General features: G+C 63.0%; 19 protein-coding genes. 3 read left to right on the forward strand and 16 right to left on the reverse strand.

The annotated features are described in order from the left end of the window. Positions 1 to 85: 85 nt before the first annotated feature. The 5 genes from ABIB00_RS06415 to ABIB00_RS06435 all read right to left on the reverse strand — a co-directional run bounded on the left by ABIB00_RS06415 (position 86) and on the right by ABIB00_RS06435 (position 4414). Positions 86 to 1204: a helix-turn-helix transcriptional regulator gene (locus tag ABIB00_RS06415; RefSeq protein ID WP_354103762.1), complete on the reverse strand. Its 1119-nt coding sequence runs from the start codon at positions 1202 to 1204 to the stop codon at positions 86 to 88. A 441-nt stretch (positions 1205 to 1645) separates the two neighbouring features. After that, the gene (locus ABIB00_RS06420; RefSeq protein ID WP_354046688.1) at positions 1646 to 1894 is read right to left on the reverse strand and encodes a DUF6894 family protein; all 249 of its coding nucleotides are present in this window, start codon (positions 1892 to 1894) and stop codon (positions 1646 to 1648) included. A 45-nt stretch (positions 1895 to 1939) separates the two neighbouring features. After that, the gene (locus ABIB00_RS06425) at positions 1940 to 2041 is read right to left on the reverse strand and encodes a DUF3455 domain-containing protein (protein ID WP_502917793.1); all 102 of its coding nucleotides are present in this window, start codon (positions 2039 to 2041) and stop codon (positions 1940 to 1942) included. A gap of 23 nt (positions 2042 to 2064) precedes the next feature. Continuing rightward, on the reverse strand, positions 2065 to 3036 hold the full coding sequence (locus tag ABIB00_RS06430; RefSeq protein WP_354103763.1) for an AraC family transcriptional regulator: 972 nt from the start codon (positions 3034 to 3036) through the stop codon (positions 2065 to 2067). Positions 3037 to 3256: 220 nt separating this feature from the next. Beyond that, on the reverse strand, positions 3257 to 4414 hold the full coding sequence (locus ABIB00_RS06435; protein WP_354103764.1) for a helix-turn-helix transcriptional regulator: 1158 nt from the start codon (positions 4412 to 4414) through the stop codon (positions 3257 to 3259). On the opposite strand from ABIB00_RS06435, the gene ABIB00_RS06440 reads away from it, so the two are divergent. Next, on the forward strand, positions 4310 to 4567 hold the full coding sequence (locus ABIB00_RS06440) for a hypothetical protein (RefSeq protein WP_354103873.1): 258 nt from the start codon (positions 4310 to 4312) through the stop codon (positions 4565 to 4567). The two genes, ABIB00_RS06435 and ABIB00_RS06440, sit on opposite strands and share 105 nt — an antisense overlap. 139 nt (positions 4568 to 4706) lie before the next feature. Here the strand turns inward: ABIB00_RS06440 and ABIB00_RS06445 are convergent, their stop codons facing one another. The 7 genes from ABIB00_RS06445 to ABIB00_RS06475 all read right to left on the reverse strand — a co-directional run bounded on the left by ABIB00_RS06445 (position 4707) and on the right by ABIB00_RS06475 (position 10524). Further along, positions 4707 to 5219, reverse strand: coding sequence for a hypothetical protein (locus tag ABIB00_RS06445; protein WP_247345677.1), 513 nt, complete (start codon positions 5217 to 5219; stop codon positions 4707 to 4709). A 92-nt stretch (positions 5220 to 5311) separates the two neighbouring features. Further along, complete coding sequence (locus tag ABIB00_RS06450) at positions 5312 to 5758, reverse strand: MaoC family dehydratase (RefSeq protein ID WP_247345672.1); 447 nt, start codon at positions 5756 to 5758, stop codon at positions 5312 to 5314. 380 nt (positions 5759 to 6138) lie between these two features. Continuing rightward, positions 6139 to 6561 (reverse strand): hypothetical protein, encoded by a 423-nt coding sequence (locus ABIB00_RS06455; RefSeq protein ID WP_247345670.1) that lies wholly within the window; start codon positions 6559 to 6561, stop codon positions 6139 to 6141. A gap of 12 nt (positions 6562 to 6573) precedes the next feature. Then, a complete protein-coding gene (locus ABIB00_RS06460; protein WP_247345667.1) occupies positions 6574 to 6795 on the reverse strand; it encodes a hypothetical protein in 222 nt (73 codons plus the stop codon). A 109-nt stretch (positions 6796 to 6904) separates the two neighbouring features. Further along, positions 6905 to 7723: a lytic murein transglycosylase gene (locus tag ABIB00_RS06465; RefSeq protein ID WP_354103765.1), complete on the reverse strand. Its 819-nt coding sequence runs from the start codon at positions 7721 to 7723 to the stop codon at positions 6905 to 6907. Between the two features lie 129 nt (positions 7724 to 7852). Continuing rightward, positions 7853 to 8659, reverse strand: a complete 807-nt coding sequence (locus tag ABIB00_RS06470) for a shikimate dehydrogenase family protein (RefSeq protein WP_354103766.1) — start codon at positions 8657 to 8659, stop codon at positions 7853 to 7855. After that, positions 8656 to 10524, reverse strand: a complete 1869-nt coding sequence (locus ABIB00_RS06475; RefSeq protein ID WP_354103767.1) for a flavin-containing monooxygenase — start codon at positions 10522 to 10524, stop codon at positions 8656 to 8658. The genes ABIB00_RS06470 and ABIB00_RS06475 overlap by 4 nt, the downstream gene beginning before the upstream one ends. 174 nt (positions 10525 to 10698) lie before the next feature. Between ABIB00_RS06475 and ABIB00_RS06480 the strand changes: the two genes are divergently transcribed. Together ABIB00_RS06480 and ABIB00_RS06485 are read left to right on the forward strand one after the other, a co-directional pair. Further along, positions 10699 to 12324 carry a long-chain fatty acid--CoA ligase gene (locus tag ABIB00_RS06480; RefSeq protein ID WP_354103768.1) on the forward strand — a complete coding sequence of 542 codons (1626 nt, stop codon included), beginning with the start codon at positions 10699 to 10701 and terminating at the stop codon, positions 12322 to 12324. 80 nt (positions 12325 to 12404) lie between these two features. Continuing rightward, positions 12405 to 13022, forward strand: coding sequence for a glycoside hydrolase family 172 protein (locus tag ABIB00_RS06485; RefSeq protein WP_354103769.1), 618 nt, complete (start codon positions 12405 to 12407; stop codon positions 13020 to 13022). Between the two features lie 91 nt (positions 13023 to 13113). Here ABIB00_RS06485 and ABIB00_RS06490 read toward each other — a convergent pair whose 3' ends face one another. Genes ABIB00_RS06490 through ABIB00_RS06505 form a run of 4 tightly spaced genes read right to left on the reverse strand, consistent with a single transcriptional unit; the run spans position 13114 to position 15806 of the window. Beyond that, positions 13114 to 13647: a porin gene (locus ABIB00_RS06490; protein ID WP_354103770.1), complete on the reverse strand. Its 534-nt coding sequence runs from the start codon at positions 13645 to 13647 to the stop codon at positions 13114 to 13116. Between the two features lie 31 nt (positions 13648 to 13678). Continuing rightward, positions 13679 to 14434 carry an outer membrane protein gene (locus ABIB00_RS06495; protein WP_354103771.1) on the reverse strand — a complete coding sequence of 252 codons (756 nt, stop codon included), beginning with the start codon at positions 14432 to 14434 and terminating at the stop codon, positions 13679 to 13681. Positions 14435 to 14487: 53 nt separating this feature from the next. Beyond that, the gene (locus tag ABIB00_RS06500; RefSeq protein WP_354046669.1) at positions 14488 to 15033 is read right to left on the reverse strand and encodes a porin; all 546 of its coding nucleotides are present in this window, start codon (positions 15031 to 15033) and stop codon (positions 14488 to 14490) included. Positions 15034 to 15077: 44 nt separating this feature from the next. Next, on the reverse strand, positions 15078 to 15806 hold the full coding sequence (locus ABIB00_RS06505) for an outer membrane protein (protein WP_354103772.1): 729 nt from the start codon (positions 15804 to 15806) through the stop codon (positions 15078 to 15080). Positions 15807 to 15913: the final 107 nt, after the last annotated feature.

The following is a 15913-nucleotide window of genomic DNA, read 5'->3' on the forward strand; positions in this document are numbered from 1 at the left end:
ATGGCGAAATGCTCTTCGTGCCCGCCGGCCATTGTGAGTCTATCACGGGAGCGAAAGGTTCAACCCTGAAGGCACAATTGGCAGCTTAGTTGACGAGCGGATTGGAGAACCCCGCCGCAAGCTTGACGAGACCGGCCTGACGCGAAACGCCCGTCTTGGCGAACACGCGATGCAGATGCGTCTTCGCCGTCGTTTCTGCGATACCGAGCGCAACCGCCGTCTCCGGGATGCCACCGACCTCGACGATCGACAGGAACACGCGCAGCTCGGCCGGCGTGAGATCGAAGGTCCGCGCGACCAGTTCGCCATAGGACTGTCCGCCAAACGACACCTTGCGCAGCAGCAGCGCGCCGACGGCATCGACCACCCGCTCGCTGCCGTCCCGCAGCACGGACGACAGCGGCAGGATGTGCGCGACGTAGCGCTCGCCGCCAGGTGAAAGCAGCGGAAACGCATGGTCCGTTGCAGCCAGCAGCGCAATTTCATTGCGGGTCGCGAACGCTTCCCGCAGCGTCCGGTTGGCCTCCGCACTGCTGGTCACGAGTTGCCCGGCAACGGATCGAACCAGATCGTCGGCCGCGAGCAAGGCGCGCCCCGCGGAATTCGCGTGCACCACCCGGCAGAACACATCGAGCAGAAAGATGCCGCAGGCAAGATTGTCCAGGACCTCCGCGAACGCGGTCGCCAGCGTCAGTTGCGAGGTCATGGCGCGGTTGATCAGCAACGCGCGGCTGGCGTGCGGCACGATCAGCGAGAGCCGCTGCTTCATCACCGGATCCACCATCCGGCGGCCCGACAGCACCGTCATCATCACCGGGCAACTCGCATTCGAATTCTCGAGCACGACGTTGGCCGCATCGCTGCAGCCCTGCGGCTTCATCCACTCCTGGTAAAAGCGCCCTCTCCGATATACGTCGAAATTGACGAGATCGGGAATGCTGGCGATCTGGCCGTGCGGAGGCAGGACCGTGAGCGGATCGAACTTCGAATGCGTCTCGGAATAGAGCTGGATGTAGTGCGGGTCCGCTCCGCAATAATAGTGCGTGACGCCGAACTTGCTGATCGAATCCTTGGAAAACAACCCGCAGGCCTGCCCGCCGACGAAGTCGCGGATGCCGGTGACGACGTTATTCCACAGCGAGGGATCGAGCCCGGCATCGTAGATGGCCTCGACCAGTTCGGCTAATTTCCGCGGTCCGTGCATGGCTATAAATGGCCTGAGCGATCAATATCACCAAGCGTACCACAGCCCAAACATGCGGCATCCTCCGATCGGAGGACGCGCCGGCCGGGCGGATGGAGCCCGGCCGACGGGCGTCGTGCTCAAGCCGCCGGGGCTAATGCCGGCTCAGAACGCGACGCGAACGCCACCTTTCGCGGTGCCGGTGCGGCTCTGGTCGGACATCATCATGCCCTCGACCGCGCCGGCTGCGGCCAGACGTATCGATGTTGATGGCTCCGTTGAAGTTGACGAAGGTCGGTAGCGCGACGGAGTTCAACGATGACACCTTCGTGTTCGGCGCGACGAGATTGACATTGATGGTCGCATTTGACTTGGACGGAGGCGACCGGACCCCGGCTCACAACGAACAGAATCCGTTTCGTCAGCCACTGCTGCACAGTTGCGACACTGCCGCCAAAGGCACTACGCCTGGTCCCAGCCGGCCTTCTCCGCATTCTCCGACCAGACCGCGGCGCGGTAGATCTCGCGCCCGCTATTGTCCCTGACGCAGATCCAGGCGTCGCGATCGCGCAGATCGTCGCGCCACACAAAGAGATGGCTTGCCATCTCGTTGGCCACCACGAATGTTGTTTCGGCGCATTCGAACACCATGCCGCTAGGGTCGATTTTCACGATATTGCCGACCAGAAGGTCGAAGAAAAAACGGCGCATTCAACACTCCGGCTGCCGACGCCGCGCGCAACGCTGCATCATGATCTACTCCGCGCGCCAGAACACGTAGTCGGCCGAATACGGCGCGCTGCGATAAGCCCCGGCCTGTTCGCAAGAACCGCGCACCATGCCGCCTTGTGTGGTGATGCGCTGAAATCAGTCGCGCGCGGTCACGGCATGTCGCCGCTCCTGACGTCGCTGGGCGTAGCGCCATAAGTTCGACGGAAGCAGCGGTTGAAATAAGAGAGATCCCCGAAGCCGACATCGTAGGCGATCGAGCTCACCGTCCGCTCGGCATATCCGGGTTCCCGCAGCATGCGATGGGCGCGCTTGACGCGCTGGTCGATCAGGAAGGAGGAGAACGTCTTGCCGTCGGCCTCGAAAAGGCGCTGGAGATAGCGCGGCGTCACGCCGAGCTCCTGTGCAACCGTGGCCACCGACAGGTCCTGCCGCCAGCAATTGTTGGAGATGGAGACCTTCGCCTTCTGGAGTCGAGCCCCCTTGACGCCGCGCCGTCCGGCCAGTTCACGCGTCTCATGGGGCGCACCGAGCACGAGCGCCAGAAGATCGTGCAGATGTCCGACCCCCAGCTGCCGCAGATTGGGCGTCGCGAAGACTTTCTCCCGCACCAGCGTCACCGCGTAGTCGACCAGCAATCGAAGCCCCGTCGAGCTCCCCGGCATGACACGCATCACGACATCATCGACGTCCACGATCATCGGCGCCAGCACACGTCTCGGCACACGCAGCGAGAAGCAGCTGCCCAGCGACACCCGCTCGAACGTGGTGACGTCCTCCGCGCTGGTCAGGACCGCCTCTCCTGGGTGAAGGTTCAAATCGTGTCCTCGCTCGGATATCCCAAGCACGCCGGATCGATTCACGATCAGGGCGAAGCTGTCGTCGCCATCGGCCACGAGCTGCTTGGTGCGGATGACTCGCGCTCCGCACAATCCTCCGATCAACAGCTGGGCTTCCGGCAAGACGTGAGACGTGAAGCTCGCCGCGGCCGGCTTTCCGTCCCTTGCCTCGACCTCCGCCTTCAACACCCCGCGGCAGTAAAAATCGCGAAGTAGCGGGATGCGCTCGTTTTCGGGAATATCGTTGGTTGAAACATCGAGAACGGAAAAATCAAATTGGCTCACTGCAATCCCTCCCAACCGACGAGCAGGTCCGGCCACACGCTGTCGTTTCCTCACACGCGCGTTCGATGCCGTCGCGCGGCGCTTGCTGCTCGTCACTTTTATGGAGCGCGATATACGAAAGTATCAGATGGCGCGCGTCCTGCATTCGGAGGACCCGCGAGCCTGACTCATCACAATGGATTGAGATCGCTGCGCGTAACAACGAAGCGTGTGAAATGGATCACACGGCGTCTTCACCGCCGTTCGTTCGCCGCGCGAACGGAACGGCAAAGCCGGCTGCGATCTTGACCAGATCAGCCTGCCTGCCTGCGCCTGTCTTTTCGAACAGGCGGCCGAGATGTGTCTTCACCGTCGTCTCGGCGATGCCGAGCTTTGCCGCAATGTCGGGAACTCCGCCAATCTCGACGATGGCCATCAGCACGCGCAGTTCGGACGGCGTCAGCCTGAAGGCCACTGCGATCGCATCGGCTGCGAGCCATGGCGTCGTCGAGGCCTTTTGAACGAAGAGCGCCGTGGCGGCAACATCTCGCGATAGACTGCGATCCCGCTTCAGGGGAAAAGCTTGGAGCAGATAGTGCTGTCCATCGACCGACGTCGCAAGCTCGATCTGTCGGCGAGCAGCGGAAAGAATTTCGCTGTCTGCATCGATTTCGCACAGGCTGCGGAATATTTTGTCGGCCTGGGTGTTGCGGGCCACGATCCGGTCGCCGACGAGTGCCAGCAGATTGGCATCGGCGAACAGCCGGCGGCATGCTGCGTTGGCGTGCATGACCCGTCCGTCTGCGTCGAGCAGGCAAACCGCCGTGCTCAACCCGTCGAGGACATCGGCAAGGTCGTCTACGGTATGCGAGCGCGCCCTGATCTGCCGGCCCATGATTCTGGAACGCTGAAGGTGCGGGGCAAGCAGCCGCATACGCTCACGCATCGGCTCGTCGACTGTTCCGCGGGACCGGTGGCGCAACACCTGCAGGATCGTGGTGCGCGCGGCCGACTTTTCGAGCGCCACGGCTGCAAGGTCTATCGCTCCTTGCGGCTCCACCCACTCGCGGTAGAAGCTCGTTGCCATAAAATCCGCATGAGGCATGACGTCGGTCACGCCGATCGTCTGCTCGGCCGCGAGCGTGAGATGACGATCAATCAGGGGGTCGAGCTCGACATATCGGTCGCGATAAAGCTGACGGAAGCGGGATTCGGTCCCGAAATGCTGATGAATCTCGATCGAGAGCCCGGCTGAATCCCTGGAGAGGATGGTCGCGGCACACCCGCCAACGTAATGGGAGACCTGTTCCAGCGCCCCGCTGCGCAGCGCGGGCTCGACTGCCGCGTCGTAGATCTCGCCGAGCAGAGACGAGAACCGATTTGCCTGGAGGATCGTCATCGGCCGGACGACGCAATCTGCGTGTTGCCTGCGCGCGCGCGAGAGAGCGAGAACCGGGAACTGGCGGAGGAGACGGGCCGGTCAATCGCCGCCTTCGACGATGGGAAAACATTGCAACAAAATGCTGGAATATCGAACATCGTCCTTGCGTAACGTCAACCGCAGGATGCGGCTTGGACGTTTTCGCCAAAGACTAGGATAAATGCGAACAGCGGGCGAACTGTGTGCGATGAGTCACGCGCCGGCGCGCACCGCAAGATTTTGTCGCGGCCGATCCTGCCGGCTCCGGCAATTACTTCCGATTCTCCTCGCAGAATTTCAGCGCCGCCAGCGCTTCGCCGGCCCGCGGGATCTGCATCTCGATGCTGTCGTCGTCATCGTCCTCAAAATCGACCGAGAGGCGCTTTGCCTTCGAGAGCCGGTCCATCATCGACTGATCGTATTCGAAGATGCCGCGCACGGTGGTCTTGTCCATGACCTCCCACTTCGCCTTCTTCATGATATCGGCGTCATCGGTGCCGACGTCGGCCCGGAGTATCTCGCCGACCTTGTCCCACTCCCAGCCGTCGTAAATCATCACCATCACGATGGCCTTCTCGGAATAGGTGATCACGATGACGTAGTCGCGATTCTCGTCTTCCTTGTCCTTGTAGCCGCGGCTCGCATTGCAATGCGCGTCCTGCGTACGCTTTTCGATGTTCCAGTCGCCGACCTTGGATTGTTGCGCCTGCACCGGCCTTGCGGTCAAAGCGACCGCGCTCAAGGCGCCGGCCAGCACCCCGGCGGCGAGAAGGAATCGTTTCATGTCAGCCTCCAGCCTGTTCCCGGGCCAAGATGACCACCTCTGCCGACGGCTCGCAAGGGGTTCAGGCGCCTGTGTAGAGTGCGGCCCGTGCCCTACTCCCGACGCGGCACGATCGCGATCGGGGTAAAGGTGTAAACTTCCTCGCCGTTCTGGTTGAACATCGTCCATTTCACCAGCGCGATGCCCTGCGGCTTGGATTTCGACGGCGTCAGGCTCATGACCTCGCCGACCAGATGCAGGCGGTCATCGGGGCGCACCGGGATGGTCCAGCGCAGCCCGTCGACGCCCGCTCCGATCAGCGGATGCAGGCCGAAAGGGCGGGTCTGGATCGCGAGGTTCATGGCAATCGCGGCGGTGTGCCATCCCGAGGCGGCGAGGCCCTTGAACAGGGTCTCCTTGGCGGCCTCGTGGTCGAGGTGCATCGGCTGCGGATCGAACTCAGCCGCGAAACGCTTGATGTCGGCCTCGGTGACGTGAAATTCAGGGGATTTGAACTGCATTCCGATGGTGAGATCGTCGAACCACTCGACCCGCGCCATGATTTCGCCTCGCAATGTGATGCGCCGCTTCCGCGGCTAACAGGATTGAGGAAGAGCGGGATGTAGCGGCTCCGAAACGCACAAACCAGCCAAGGGGGGCCCACGAAACCCGTTTCCCGATACGACGAAACACGCCTGAAACAGATAGCCGGTTATTTAATGGTCAAAATCATACAGGGACGGCCGCCATGCAATTCTTACTCGACCTGATCTGGGATTATTCCTGCTGTCAGCACCTCGTCGCCCTGCCGCCGCAGGAGGACGAGCTATGATCGAGCTGATCTCGGCCCTGCTCGCCCTTTGCAGCGCCGGCGTTTTTGCCGCGCACGCGCTGGATGCCTATCGCACGACGCATTACTGAGCGGTTCGCCTTCCCGGCGCTAGAACGGCCGGCGGTAAAAGTGCTCCGAATGCGTTGCCGGCGGAAACCTGTTGGCGAGCGCCAATGCGCCCCTCTCGTCCGTCTCGAGCGCGATCTTCTGTGCGAGCATCACGTCCCCGGGGACGAGGAAGCCCGACGGGATGAAGCACCACCCCATCGTCGCAATTCCGGCCTCGTCGATCTCATGGACATTGGCGGCCGTGCCATAATGGATGCGATAGGTCTTACCGGTATCGCAGCCGACGACATCGAAATACCGGTATTGCTCGAACTGAGCGCGCTGCGCCGGTGACAGCCATTCGGCCATAAGCCGGCGGCCGCGGGCATCCGGCGTGTTCTCGCCGAAGAAACGCCGATAGAGTTCGCGTAGGGCATGCAGACGCGCACGCGCCGGCCCGCGGAGCCAGACTGCCGCGATCATGAGCAGCTCAAATCAACCGCCGACCAGGCGGGGATAGAACAGCGTTTCCTGCACGGCCGGGTCGAACGATCGGATCCGGGTGACTTCGCCGGGTCCGGTTCGCAGCGCGGCGGTGAAGCCTGCTCCGGTCAGCTCCCGAAAGCGCCGTTCGGCTCGCGCCAACGCTTCGGCATTGCCAGGATCAAACTCGTGGCGCGTGTCGCCAGTCTGGTCCATCACGATCTGGGTCGCCATGTTGAGTCTCCTCATGCCCAGCCCCGAACTGATCAAAGCAAACGTCGTGCTGTCGGTTCCTGATGGCAACAACTTTCTCGTGCTGGCGCATCACGGCTTGCTGAGCTGCTCAACGCGCGGCGGCTGCTCCCGCTCCCTCGTCGATCTGACGTCCCATCAGGGCGATCGCCTTCTGATAGACGCCGGCAGCATTCCAGGCCTCGATGGCGCCGAAATTCGCCTCACCCGGCTGGTAACCGGCTCCTGCGCGCCAGCCGTGCGCCTTGAGGAAATTTGCCGTTGAGTTCAGCGCATTGGCGGCAACTTCGAGATTGCCGGTGCCATAGGCCAGGATATTCTTGGGCATGAACTGGGTCTGGCCGACTTCGCCATGCATCGAGCCGCGGGTTGCCCCGGACAGCGTCCCGCGATCGATCAGCTTCAGCGCCGAATAGAGCTGGTCGGTGAAGAATTCGGGACGGCGGCAGTCATAGGCGAGCGTCGCGATCGAGGAGAGCATGTTCTGGTTGCCGCGCTGGCTGCCGAAGCCGGTCTCCATGCCCCAAATCGCGATCAGCGGGCCCGGCGGGACGCCATAGCGCTGCTGGATCGAGGCGAACAAGGCGGCTTGCGATTGCTTGAGCTGGCGCCCCTTGGCAACGATGGTGGTGGCGCCGCGCTTGGCGAGGAACTGGTCGAGCGTCAGCGAGAAACTGCGCTGGCCGCGGTCGGCCGCGATGGTGGCACTGGCGTAATTGGTCTGCATCAATGCCGAGAGCGCGGTCTGGCCGACACCCTTGCCTTGCGCCTCCGCGCTGAACTCGCGCTTCCAGGCCTCAAAACCCGCCGACGAACTGCCGCATTGCGCGGCCTCGGCTACAGGCGCCAGCGAGAGAAGCAGCGCGGTAGCACCGATCACCGCCTTTGCAACGGTCCTGCCCTTGATCATTCCTCGTTCCTCTCACTTACGCTGCGCGACCCGGCTCGCGCGGACGCATGATCCTACGTCGGCCCTGATCGTCAAGCCCTAGAAGGGGCAACCGGTGCCGGCAAGGCCCTTTGACACCCGGGTGACCGCCTACCCCTGGCCGTTGTGACCGAGCAGGAAATCCACCATGATGCTCTGGTGCTGCTCGTACATGTCCGTGCCGGTTCCTGTCACGCAGCCAAGCTCTCGGGCCGCCGCGATGAAGGGCGAAACTTCCGGCTTGGTGATCACGCAGCCGCAATAGGCCGACGGCGCAAGCCGCGTGACATCGACCGGCAGCGGGTCGCCGTCCGTCATCCCGGCCGGTGTCGCATTGGCGATGAAGTCGAAGCCCGCGGGATCCGCGGTGCCGACCCGCACAGACGCCTTGCCGAGCCCGTTGAGCCGGCCCATCAACGCGTCGCGGCGCTCAGTTGCGCTGTCATGAATTGCGAGTTGGCTCACGCCGGACTCGACCAGCGCAAGTGCAATCGCCGACCCCGCGCCGCCGGCACCGACGAGAAGTGCCCGCATCCCCTTCGGATCGATCCCCTTCGCCCGCGCCGCTCCGACGAAGCCGAGACCGTCTACCATGTCGCCGTGCCAAGAACCGTCGGCGCGCCGGCGCATCAGGTTTACGGTGTGGAGGAAATGTGCGCGCTCCGTCGCACTCACGCAGGCCTGGTAGCAGGAAAATTTGTGCGGGATGGTCACGACGATGCCGTCGAGATTTTTCAGCCGCGTTGCCACGGAGAGGAAATCGGACAAATCCGCTGGTGCGACCTGAACCGGCACGAGAATGCCGTCGTGCTCCCCTGCGGCGAAGGCGGCGCTGACGCCTGCGGGCGAACGCACCTGCGCAATGGGATCGCCGACAATGACATAGAGCCGCGTCGCGCCAGATAGCGCCGGGATCATGCTGTCCGAGCCGGAACCTGGGAGCGGTCCGCCTCTCCGGCAATTCCTTGGGTCAATTCCAACCCTGCCAAATTGCCCTCCTTGCGCCACTTGTCGAGTAGCCGCAGGAACGCCACCGGCCCGCGCCAATACTGGCTGTTTCTTGCTGCAATCGGATCGAACACGCCTTCATTGTTGTAGTAGCCGGGCGTGCATTCGGCGAGATAAGCCTGGCGGCCGAGCGCGGCTTTGACGACCTCGTCGACCCAGGCATTCTCGGCGTCCAGCGTCGGCTCCAGCGTCCGGGCTTTGCGCTTGCGCACCTCGGCGATCACATAGGCGATGTGCTGCGACTGCTCGTCGATGATGTGCGGGAAGTTGGCGCTCTGGCCGGCCTGCACCGTGACGATCTGGAAGCAGTTCGGGAAGCCGCGGCTGTAGAAGCCGTGCAGCGTCTTAACGCCGTCGCGCCAGCGCGCGGACAGGCTCACGCCGTCGCGTCCATACACCTCAAAGCCCATGCGGCGGGCGTAGTCGGTGCCGACCTCGAAGCCGCTGGCATAGACCAGGCAGTCGAGCTCATAGGCCTTGCCGTCGACCACGACGCCATTCTCGGTGATGCGCTCGACGCCCTGCCCCCTGGTGTCGACGAGATGCACGTTGGGACGATTGAAGGTGTCGAGATATTCGTCGTGGAAGCACGGCCGCTTGCAGAACGCCTTGTACCAGGGCTTTAACGCCGAAGCAGTCGCCTCGTCCTTGACGATCGCATCGACGCGTGCCCGGATCTCTTCCATCTTGCGATAGTCGGCCTGCTCGATGACCTTGAGCGCCTCCTCGATCGAGGTCACCGGCTGCTTCTGCCGGCGCGGCGCCAGCAATATCTCGCCGAGCAGGCCGGTCCAGCCGTCCTGCACCAGATCCTGTTCGAACGGCTCGCCGGAGATCACCGCGGTGAAATTGTCCATGCGCTCGCGCTGCCAGCCAGGCTTGAGCCCCTGCGCCCAGCTCTGCTCCGTCGGACGGTCGTCGCGCACCCCGATCGCAGACGGCGTACGCTGGAAGACGTAGAGCTCTTTGGCGGAGCGGCCGAGATGCGGCACGCATTGCACGGCGGTGGCGCCGGTGCCGACGATGCCGACGCGTTTGTCGGCAAGACCCGTGAGACCACCTTCGGCCGTGCCTCCGGTGTAGCCGTAATCCCAGCGGCTGGTGTGGAAGCTGTGTCCCCTGAAGTCTTCGATGCCGGGAATGCCCGGCAGCTTCGGACGATTCAGGGGGCCGCCGGCAAGGATGACGAAGCGCGCGCGGATGCGATCACCGCGATCGGTCTCGACCAGCCAGCGTCCCTCCTGCTCCTGCCATTCCATGCGCGCGACGACAGTCTGAAACAGTGCCCGCCCATAGAGACCGAAGTGACGGCCGATGCGGCGCGAATGTTCGTAGATCTCGGGAGCCCGCGCATATTTGCGCACAGGCATGTAGCCGGTCTCTTCCAGCAGCGGCAGGTAGATGTAGCTCTCGGTATCGCAGGCCGCACCGGGGTAGCGATTCCAGTACCAGGTGCCGCCGAAATCGGCGGCCTTTTCAACGATCCGGAAATCATCGATGCCGGCCGCGCGCAGTCGCGCGCCGCAAAGCAGGCCGCCGAAGCCACCGCCCACGATGAGCACCTCGGTCTCTTCGCTGACAGCCTCGCGCGCAAATCCGGAATCGGCCCAGGGATCGTCGAGATAGCGCCCGAACTCGCGGGTCACCTCGACATACTGCGCCTTGCCCTCGGTGCGCAGGCGGCGATCGCGCTCGTCACGATAGCGTGCACGGAGTGCGGCAATGTCGATTGTAGATTCGTCGGCTGCACCAGTCTTGTGTCTTTCCGCTGACATCCATTTCCTCCCCGGCGGACACTGCTTCGCCGGCAGCTCGCATCACTTAGCCCTGAAAAAGTGATGCATGCAATCACGTCCCTCGCTTTTTGCGTGAACGTCGCGTGGCGTTCCGCTAACCTCAAGCGCACATCACACGTACGCCATGCAACGACATCGCGGTCCGGAGGAACGATGCAGGGATTGATGATGGACATGCCGCTTCTGATCAGCGGCCTGATCCAGTATGCCGCGGATTATCACGGCGAGGCCGAGGTCGTCGCGCGCGAGATCGAGGGCGACATTCATCGTTACACCTATGCGGACGCCCATCCGCGCATCAAGCGCATGGCGCTGGCGTTGAAGCGGCTCGGCATGAAGGCCGGCGACCGCGTCGGTACACTGGCGTGGAATACGCACCGTCACTTCGAGATGTTCTATGCCGCGCCGGGCATGGGCTACGTGCTGCACACCGTCAACCCGCGGCTGTTTCCCGAACAGCTCGTCTACATCGTCAACCACGCCGAGGACCGGGTTCTGTTCATCGACCGCGCCACGCTGCCGATCGTGGAGGCGATCGCGCCGCAGCTCAAGTCGATCGAGGCCTTTGTCGTGATGTCCTCGCGCGAGCGAATGCCGGAAACCAAGCTTGCCAACGTCCATTGCTACGAGGAGCTTCTGGGACGAGAGAACGACGCCGGCTTCGCCTGGCCGGAGTTCGACGAAAAATCGGCGTCCACGATCTGTTACACCTCGGGCACGACGGGCAATCCGAAGGGCGTGATCTATTCGCACCGCGCCGCGATCCTGCAGACCATGACCTGCTCCAGTTTCGACTTCCTGCCGGGCCATGTCGAAGGCGTGCGCGAGGTGATGATGCCGATGGCGCCGCTGTTCCACGGCAACGGCTGGAACATGCCGTTCACCGCGCCCTATACCGGATCGAAACTGGTGCTGCCCGGCCGCAATTACGAGCCCGACAAGCTCTACGAGCTGCTCGAAGGCGAGAAGGTGACGCTGTCGGCGGGTGTGCCGAGCTTCTGGCTGATCCTGCTCGACTGGCTCGGACGCACCGGCAACAGATTCTCGACATTGCGCGCAACGCTGTCGTCGGGCTCGGCGCCGCCGCGCGCGATGGTCGAGAAGCTCAAGCGCGACTACGACATCGATTACATCCAGGCTTGGGGCATGACCGAGGCGCTCGGCTGCTCGATGCCGGGCTTGCGGCCGGGCTCCGAGCATCTAGACGACAGGCAGAAATTCGACCGCCGCCAGGTGTCGGGCCGCGCCTGTTTCGGCACGAGTTTGCGCATCGTCGATGACGGCGGTGCCGAGTTGCCGCGCGACGGCAAGAGCGTCGGCCATCTGCGCGCGCGGGGACCGTGGGTTGCCTCTGGCTACATGAAGCTCGACGAAGGCCTCGACCGCGACGGCTGGCTGATCACCGGCGACATGGCCGTGATCGACCCGCAGGGCCACGTCACGCTGACCGACCGCTCCAAGGACGTGATCAAGTCCGGCGGCGAATGGATCTCATCGATCCAGCTCGAGGACGTCGCATTGTCTCATCCCGATGTGCTGCAAGCCGCCGTGGTCGCGATCAACCATGAGAAATGGCAGGAGCGGCCCCTGCTCCTAGTGGTCCGCAAGAATGGCGCGACCGTTGATGGCAAGACGTTGCTCGATCACATGCGTCCGAAGATCGCGAGCTGGTGGATGCCTGACGCCGTCGAGTTCATGGACGAATTCCCGATGACCGGCACCGGCAAGGTCCTCAAATCGGCGCTGCGCGAGAGATTCAGAGAGTACCGCGTCGCCTGAGCCGACGCGCGATCGCGCGCGGACCCTTTCCGTGCGTGATCGTCTTCATCTTTTGGTGAATTCGGGGGCGATATATCGAGATGTCGCTAGCCCCTTATCGAGGACACCATGGCGTTTTCCGGATCGCCTACTTCCATGCGCAGTTCCGACGCACCAATCCGCTGCCCTACAAAGAGGTCTACACCATACTCGAAGGCATCAGCGGCCGCGGCCACTATGTCGGGACCTGCATGGCCTGGGGCGTCAACAACAACGGCTGGTGGGGCGAAGGCGAGATCAAATTCTTCGTCGACGGCGACGGCGAATTCCCGACCAACTGCGGCACCGGCACCGAGGACTATTTTTACGGCGCCTACAATTTCGATCCCTATGTCGCGCATTCCGGTCAGGGGTCCGCGCAGCAATCGCGCTACCAGGAATTCACCACGCCCTATGCCGGCCTGCCGCAGGTGATCCGCCCCGACGGTGTCTACAAATCGCAGCAGCGGTTCGGCATGTACCGCTGGTACATCCCCGATCCCGTGCGCTTCCGCTCAGATCTGCGCGTGACGATCCAGGCGCTGGGCTGGCTGCCCAGCATCAAGAAGGCAAAGTATCTTCCGTTGCAGGACGACATCGCCTCGGTCGCGTTGTATCAGACGCTTCCGCCCGCGCGGTTCCCGGAGCTGCCCGATCCGGACTATCTCGAAATCGGCTAGCCGCCCTTCCCTGCGCTCGCAGGAGCAGCGCCACCCGGACGTCATGTCAATCGTCCGGGTGGCGTTCGCGTTACGGCTCTTCAGCGCCGGCCTACCAGGAATACTGGAGACCGACTCGCCCAAGTGTCCGCACGTCGCTCCACGACTGCGCCGGGAGCGCCACGCCACTCTCCGTCGCCGTCCGGTTAGACGTCGACGTCAAGCTGCCGCGATCGAGACCGAACGCGATGCCCATGGTCAGTGACAGGTTTCCCTGGATCCTGATCATTCCAACGACACCGGCGGCATGCTGGCCGTCGAACACCGCCCAGTGCGTCGAGATCGCGTAGTTGGTCCCGGCGGGCAAGAACGGATTGACAAGCGAAGTTGCCATCGCCGTTCCCGTCGCTGCACGGGTTATCTGGCGTGCAAGATCGAACTGGCTCTGCACGGCCTGCTGCGCGTTCGTACAGGTGTCGGTCCCCGGTATGTAGAAAAAGCCGGCACCGTAGATTGAGCAGACCTTTTCGTACTCGACCGCAGCATGGCCCGGCGTCGGGATCGTCGGAACCAGAGCCGCGGCCGCGAGAATCGCGCGCAGGTGACGTCCGAAAGCGCATCTTGCCGCCTTCATTTGCTTCCACATGGTTGTCTCCCATCAATGACGGTGGCGCTGCTCAGTAACGAGCAACGATGGCATCGCCGTTGAAGCGGTAGTTCACGCCGAGCTTCAAAAGGTGCAGGTCGTGATCGACATTCTGGGTGCTGATCCGTGTCGTCAGTGCGATCGCAGCCGGACCGAAATACAGGTAGTTGTATTCCGCGCGCGCCGAGAGATTGTTCGTCAGCGCGTATTCAAGACCCACGCCGCCGATCAAACCGGTTCGCTGGTGATTTATGTCGACCGGGAAAGGCGTGCCGGTAAAGGCCTGGTAGTCGACATTGGCCCACGCGACGCCGCCCTTGACGTAAGCCAGCAAGCCGTCGAATGCGTAGCCGACGCGGCCCGTGCCCGTCGCCAGCGCATGATACGCCACGGCAAGGCCGGAGGTGATGACCGCGGGATCGGCGGGGCGGCTACCCTTGATCGATGCCCAGGAGAGATCGAGCTCGGCGCCGACCACGAGGTTGTCGAACTGCCAGTTGGCGCCGACCTGCGCACCTGCGATCGCGCCGCGCGTGTCCATCGTGAAGCGGTCCTGCGCGAAAGCGAAGCTCGGATCGACAAGGCGGCTGCTACCCGCGCCATAGCCGCCGTGAACACCAATGTAGAAGCCGTTCCAGAGCGGCACCGGAGCGACGACCGGAACCTTCACGGTCATATCGGCTGCCATTGCGGAGGTTGCGGTGAGCGAAATGGTTGCGAGAAGCGGCGTGACAGCAGCAGCGCAGGAGAGGAAACGGCGCGCCGATCGCAGGATGGAGATTGTCATGGGATGATCTTTCAAAATACTGGAATGAATTATCGGATGAGGTTTCGGGTGCTTTACCAGGCGTACATGAAGCCCGCGCGGCCGAGGCCACGGACGTCACTCCACGATTGCGCGGGGATCGCCGTGCCGAATTCCGTCTGCGTCCGGTTCGAGCTGGACGTGAGGCTTCCCTTGTCCAGGCCAAGCGAGAAGCCGCCCGAGAACACGAAATTGCCCGAGACCCGCACCAGGCCGGAGAAGCCTGCGGCGTGCTGGCCGTCATAGGTCGCCCAGTGGGTCGAGACCGCGTAGTTCGTGCCGGTCGGAAGCCACGGCGCGACCAGTGATGCAGCCATCGCCGTGCCAGTCGACGCGCGGGTCTGCGCACGCGCGAGGTCGAACTGGTTCGTCACGGCCTGGTTGGCGTTCGTGCAGGTGTCGGTGCCCGGAATGTAGTAGAAGCCGGCGCCGTACAACGAGCAGATCTTGACGTACTCGACCGGAGCAGCGTGGCTCGGTGCGGCGACCATGGCGGTGAGGCCGGCGGCAGCGACGGCGGCAGTGATCGTCCGGGCGGCACGGCGCACAACGAGCCGGCGGTTCATGGATATGGTTGACATGATGTTCTCCAATTTCTGCTGAATGCTGTTTCGATGCGGGGGAATTAGCGCGTGAGGCCGCCGTCGCCGTTGAAGCGCACGTTGATGCCGGCCTTCACCACCTGGACGAAATGCTTGATTTCAGACGTCGTGTCCGGGCTCACCCAGTGGAGCGTTTCGGTCGGGAAAAAGATCGCGTTGTATTCGACCTTGGCGGAGACGTTGCGCAGGAAGGACACTTCCAGGCCGACGCCGCCGACCGCACCGAACAGTTCCCGGTTGTAGTTGGTGAGCTCAGCCGTGAACCTCGACGAGAGCTCCATGCGGGCATAGGCGGCGCCGCCCTTCGCGTAGGCGAGCCATTGGCCCGATGCGTAGCCGACCCGCCCCGTCGCGGTCGCGAGCCCGGTGTAGCCGACGCCGTTGTTGGTGCTCGCCGTGATGAGGGGCGAGGTGCTGGTGTTGCCCTTCACGAAAGACCAGGAGCCGTCGATCTCGGCGCCGAGGACGTAGTTGCCCTGCTGCCAGTTGTAGCCGAACTGTCCGCCAGCGAGCGGCCCGTTGTAATAGGCAAAGAACGGATTGTTGGCGGGGCTGTTGTTGGGATCGCGAAACTCCGACTTGCCCCATCCCCAGCCGCCGTGGACGCCGGCATAAAAGCCGGTCCAGGAGACAATTGGTGCAGGCAGCGGACCGCCGGCAAGAGCAGGTGAAGTGAATGCCGCGCTCGCCGCTGCAATTGCGGCTGCGAGTCCACGTCGGCGAGTTACGAAACGTCCTGAATGTGGGGGCATGTCGATGTCCATTTCCTTATCTAGTATTTAAGTTGATTTATTTATGTGTATCTATTTTAAGTTGTGTTCCAGATTGCAGCTTTAGGATTAAGCTCCTGCTCGTTTTT

This window comes from Bradyrhizobium sp. LB14.3, from assembly GCF_040547985.1.
Classification (GTDB): Bacteria; Pseudomonadota; Alphaproteobacteria; order Rhizobiales; family Xanthobacteraceae; genus Bradyrhizobium.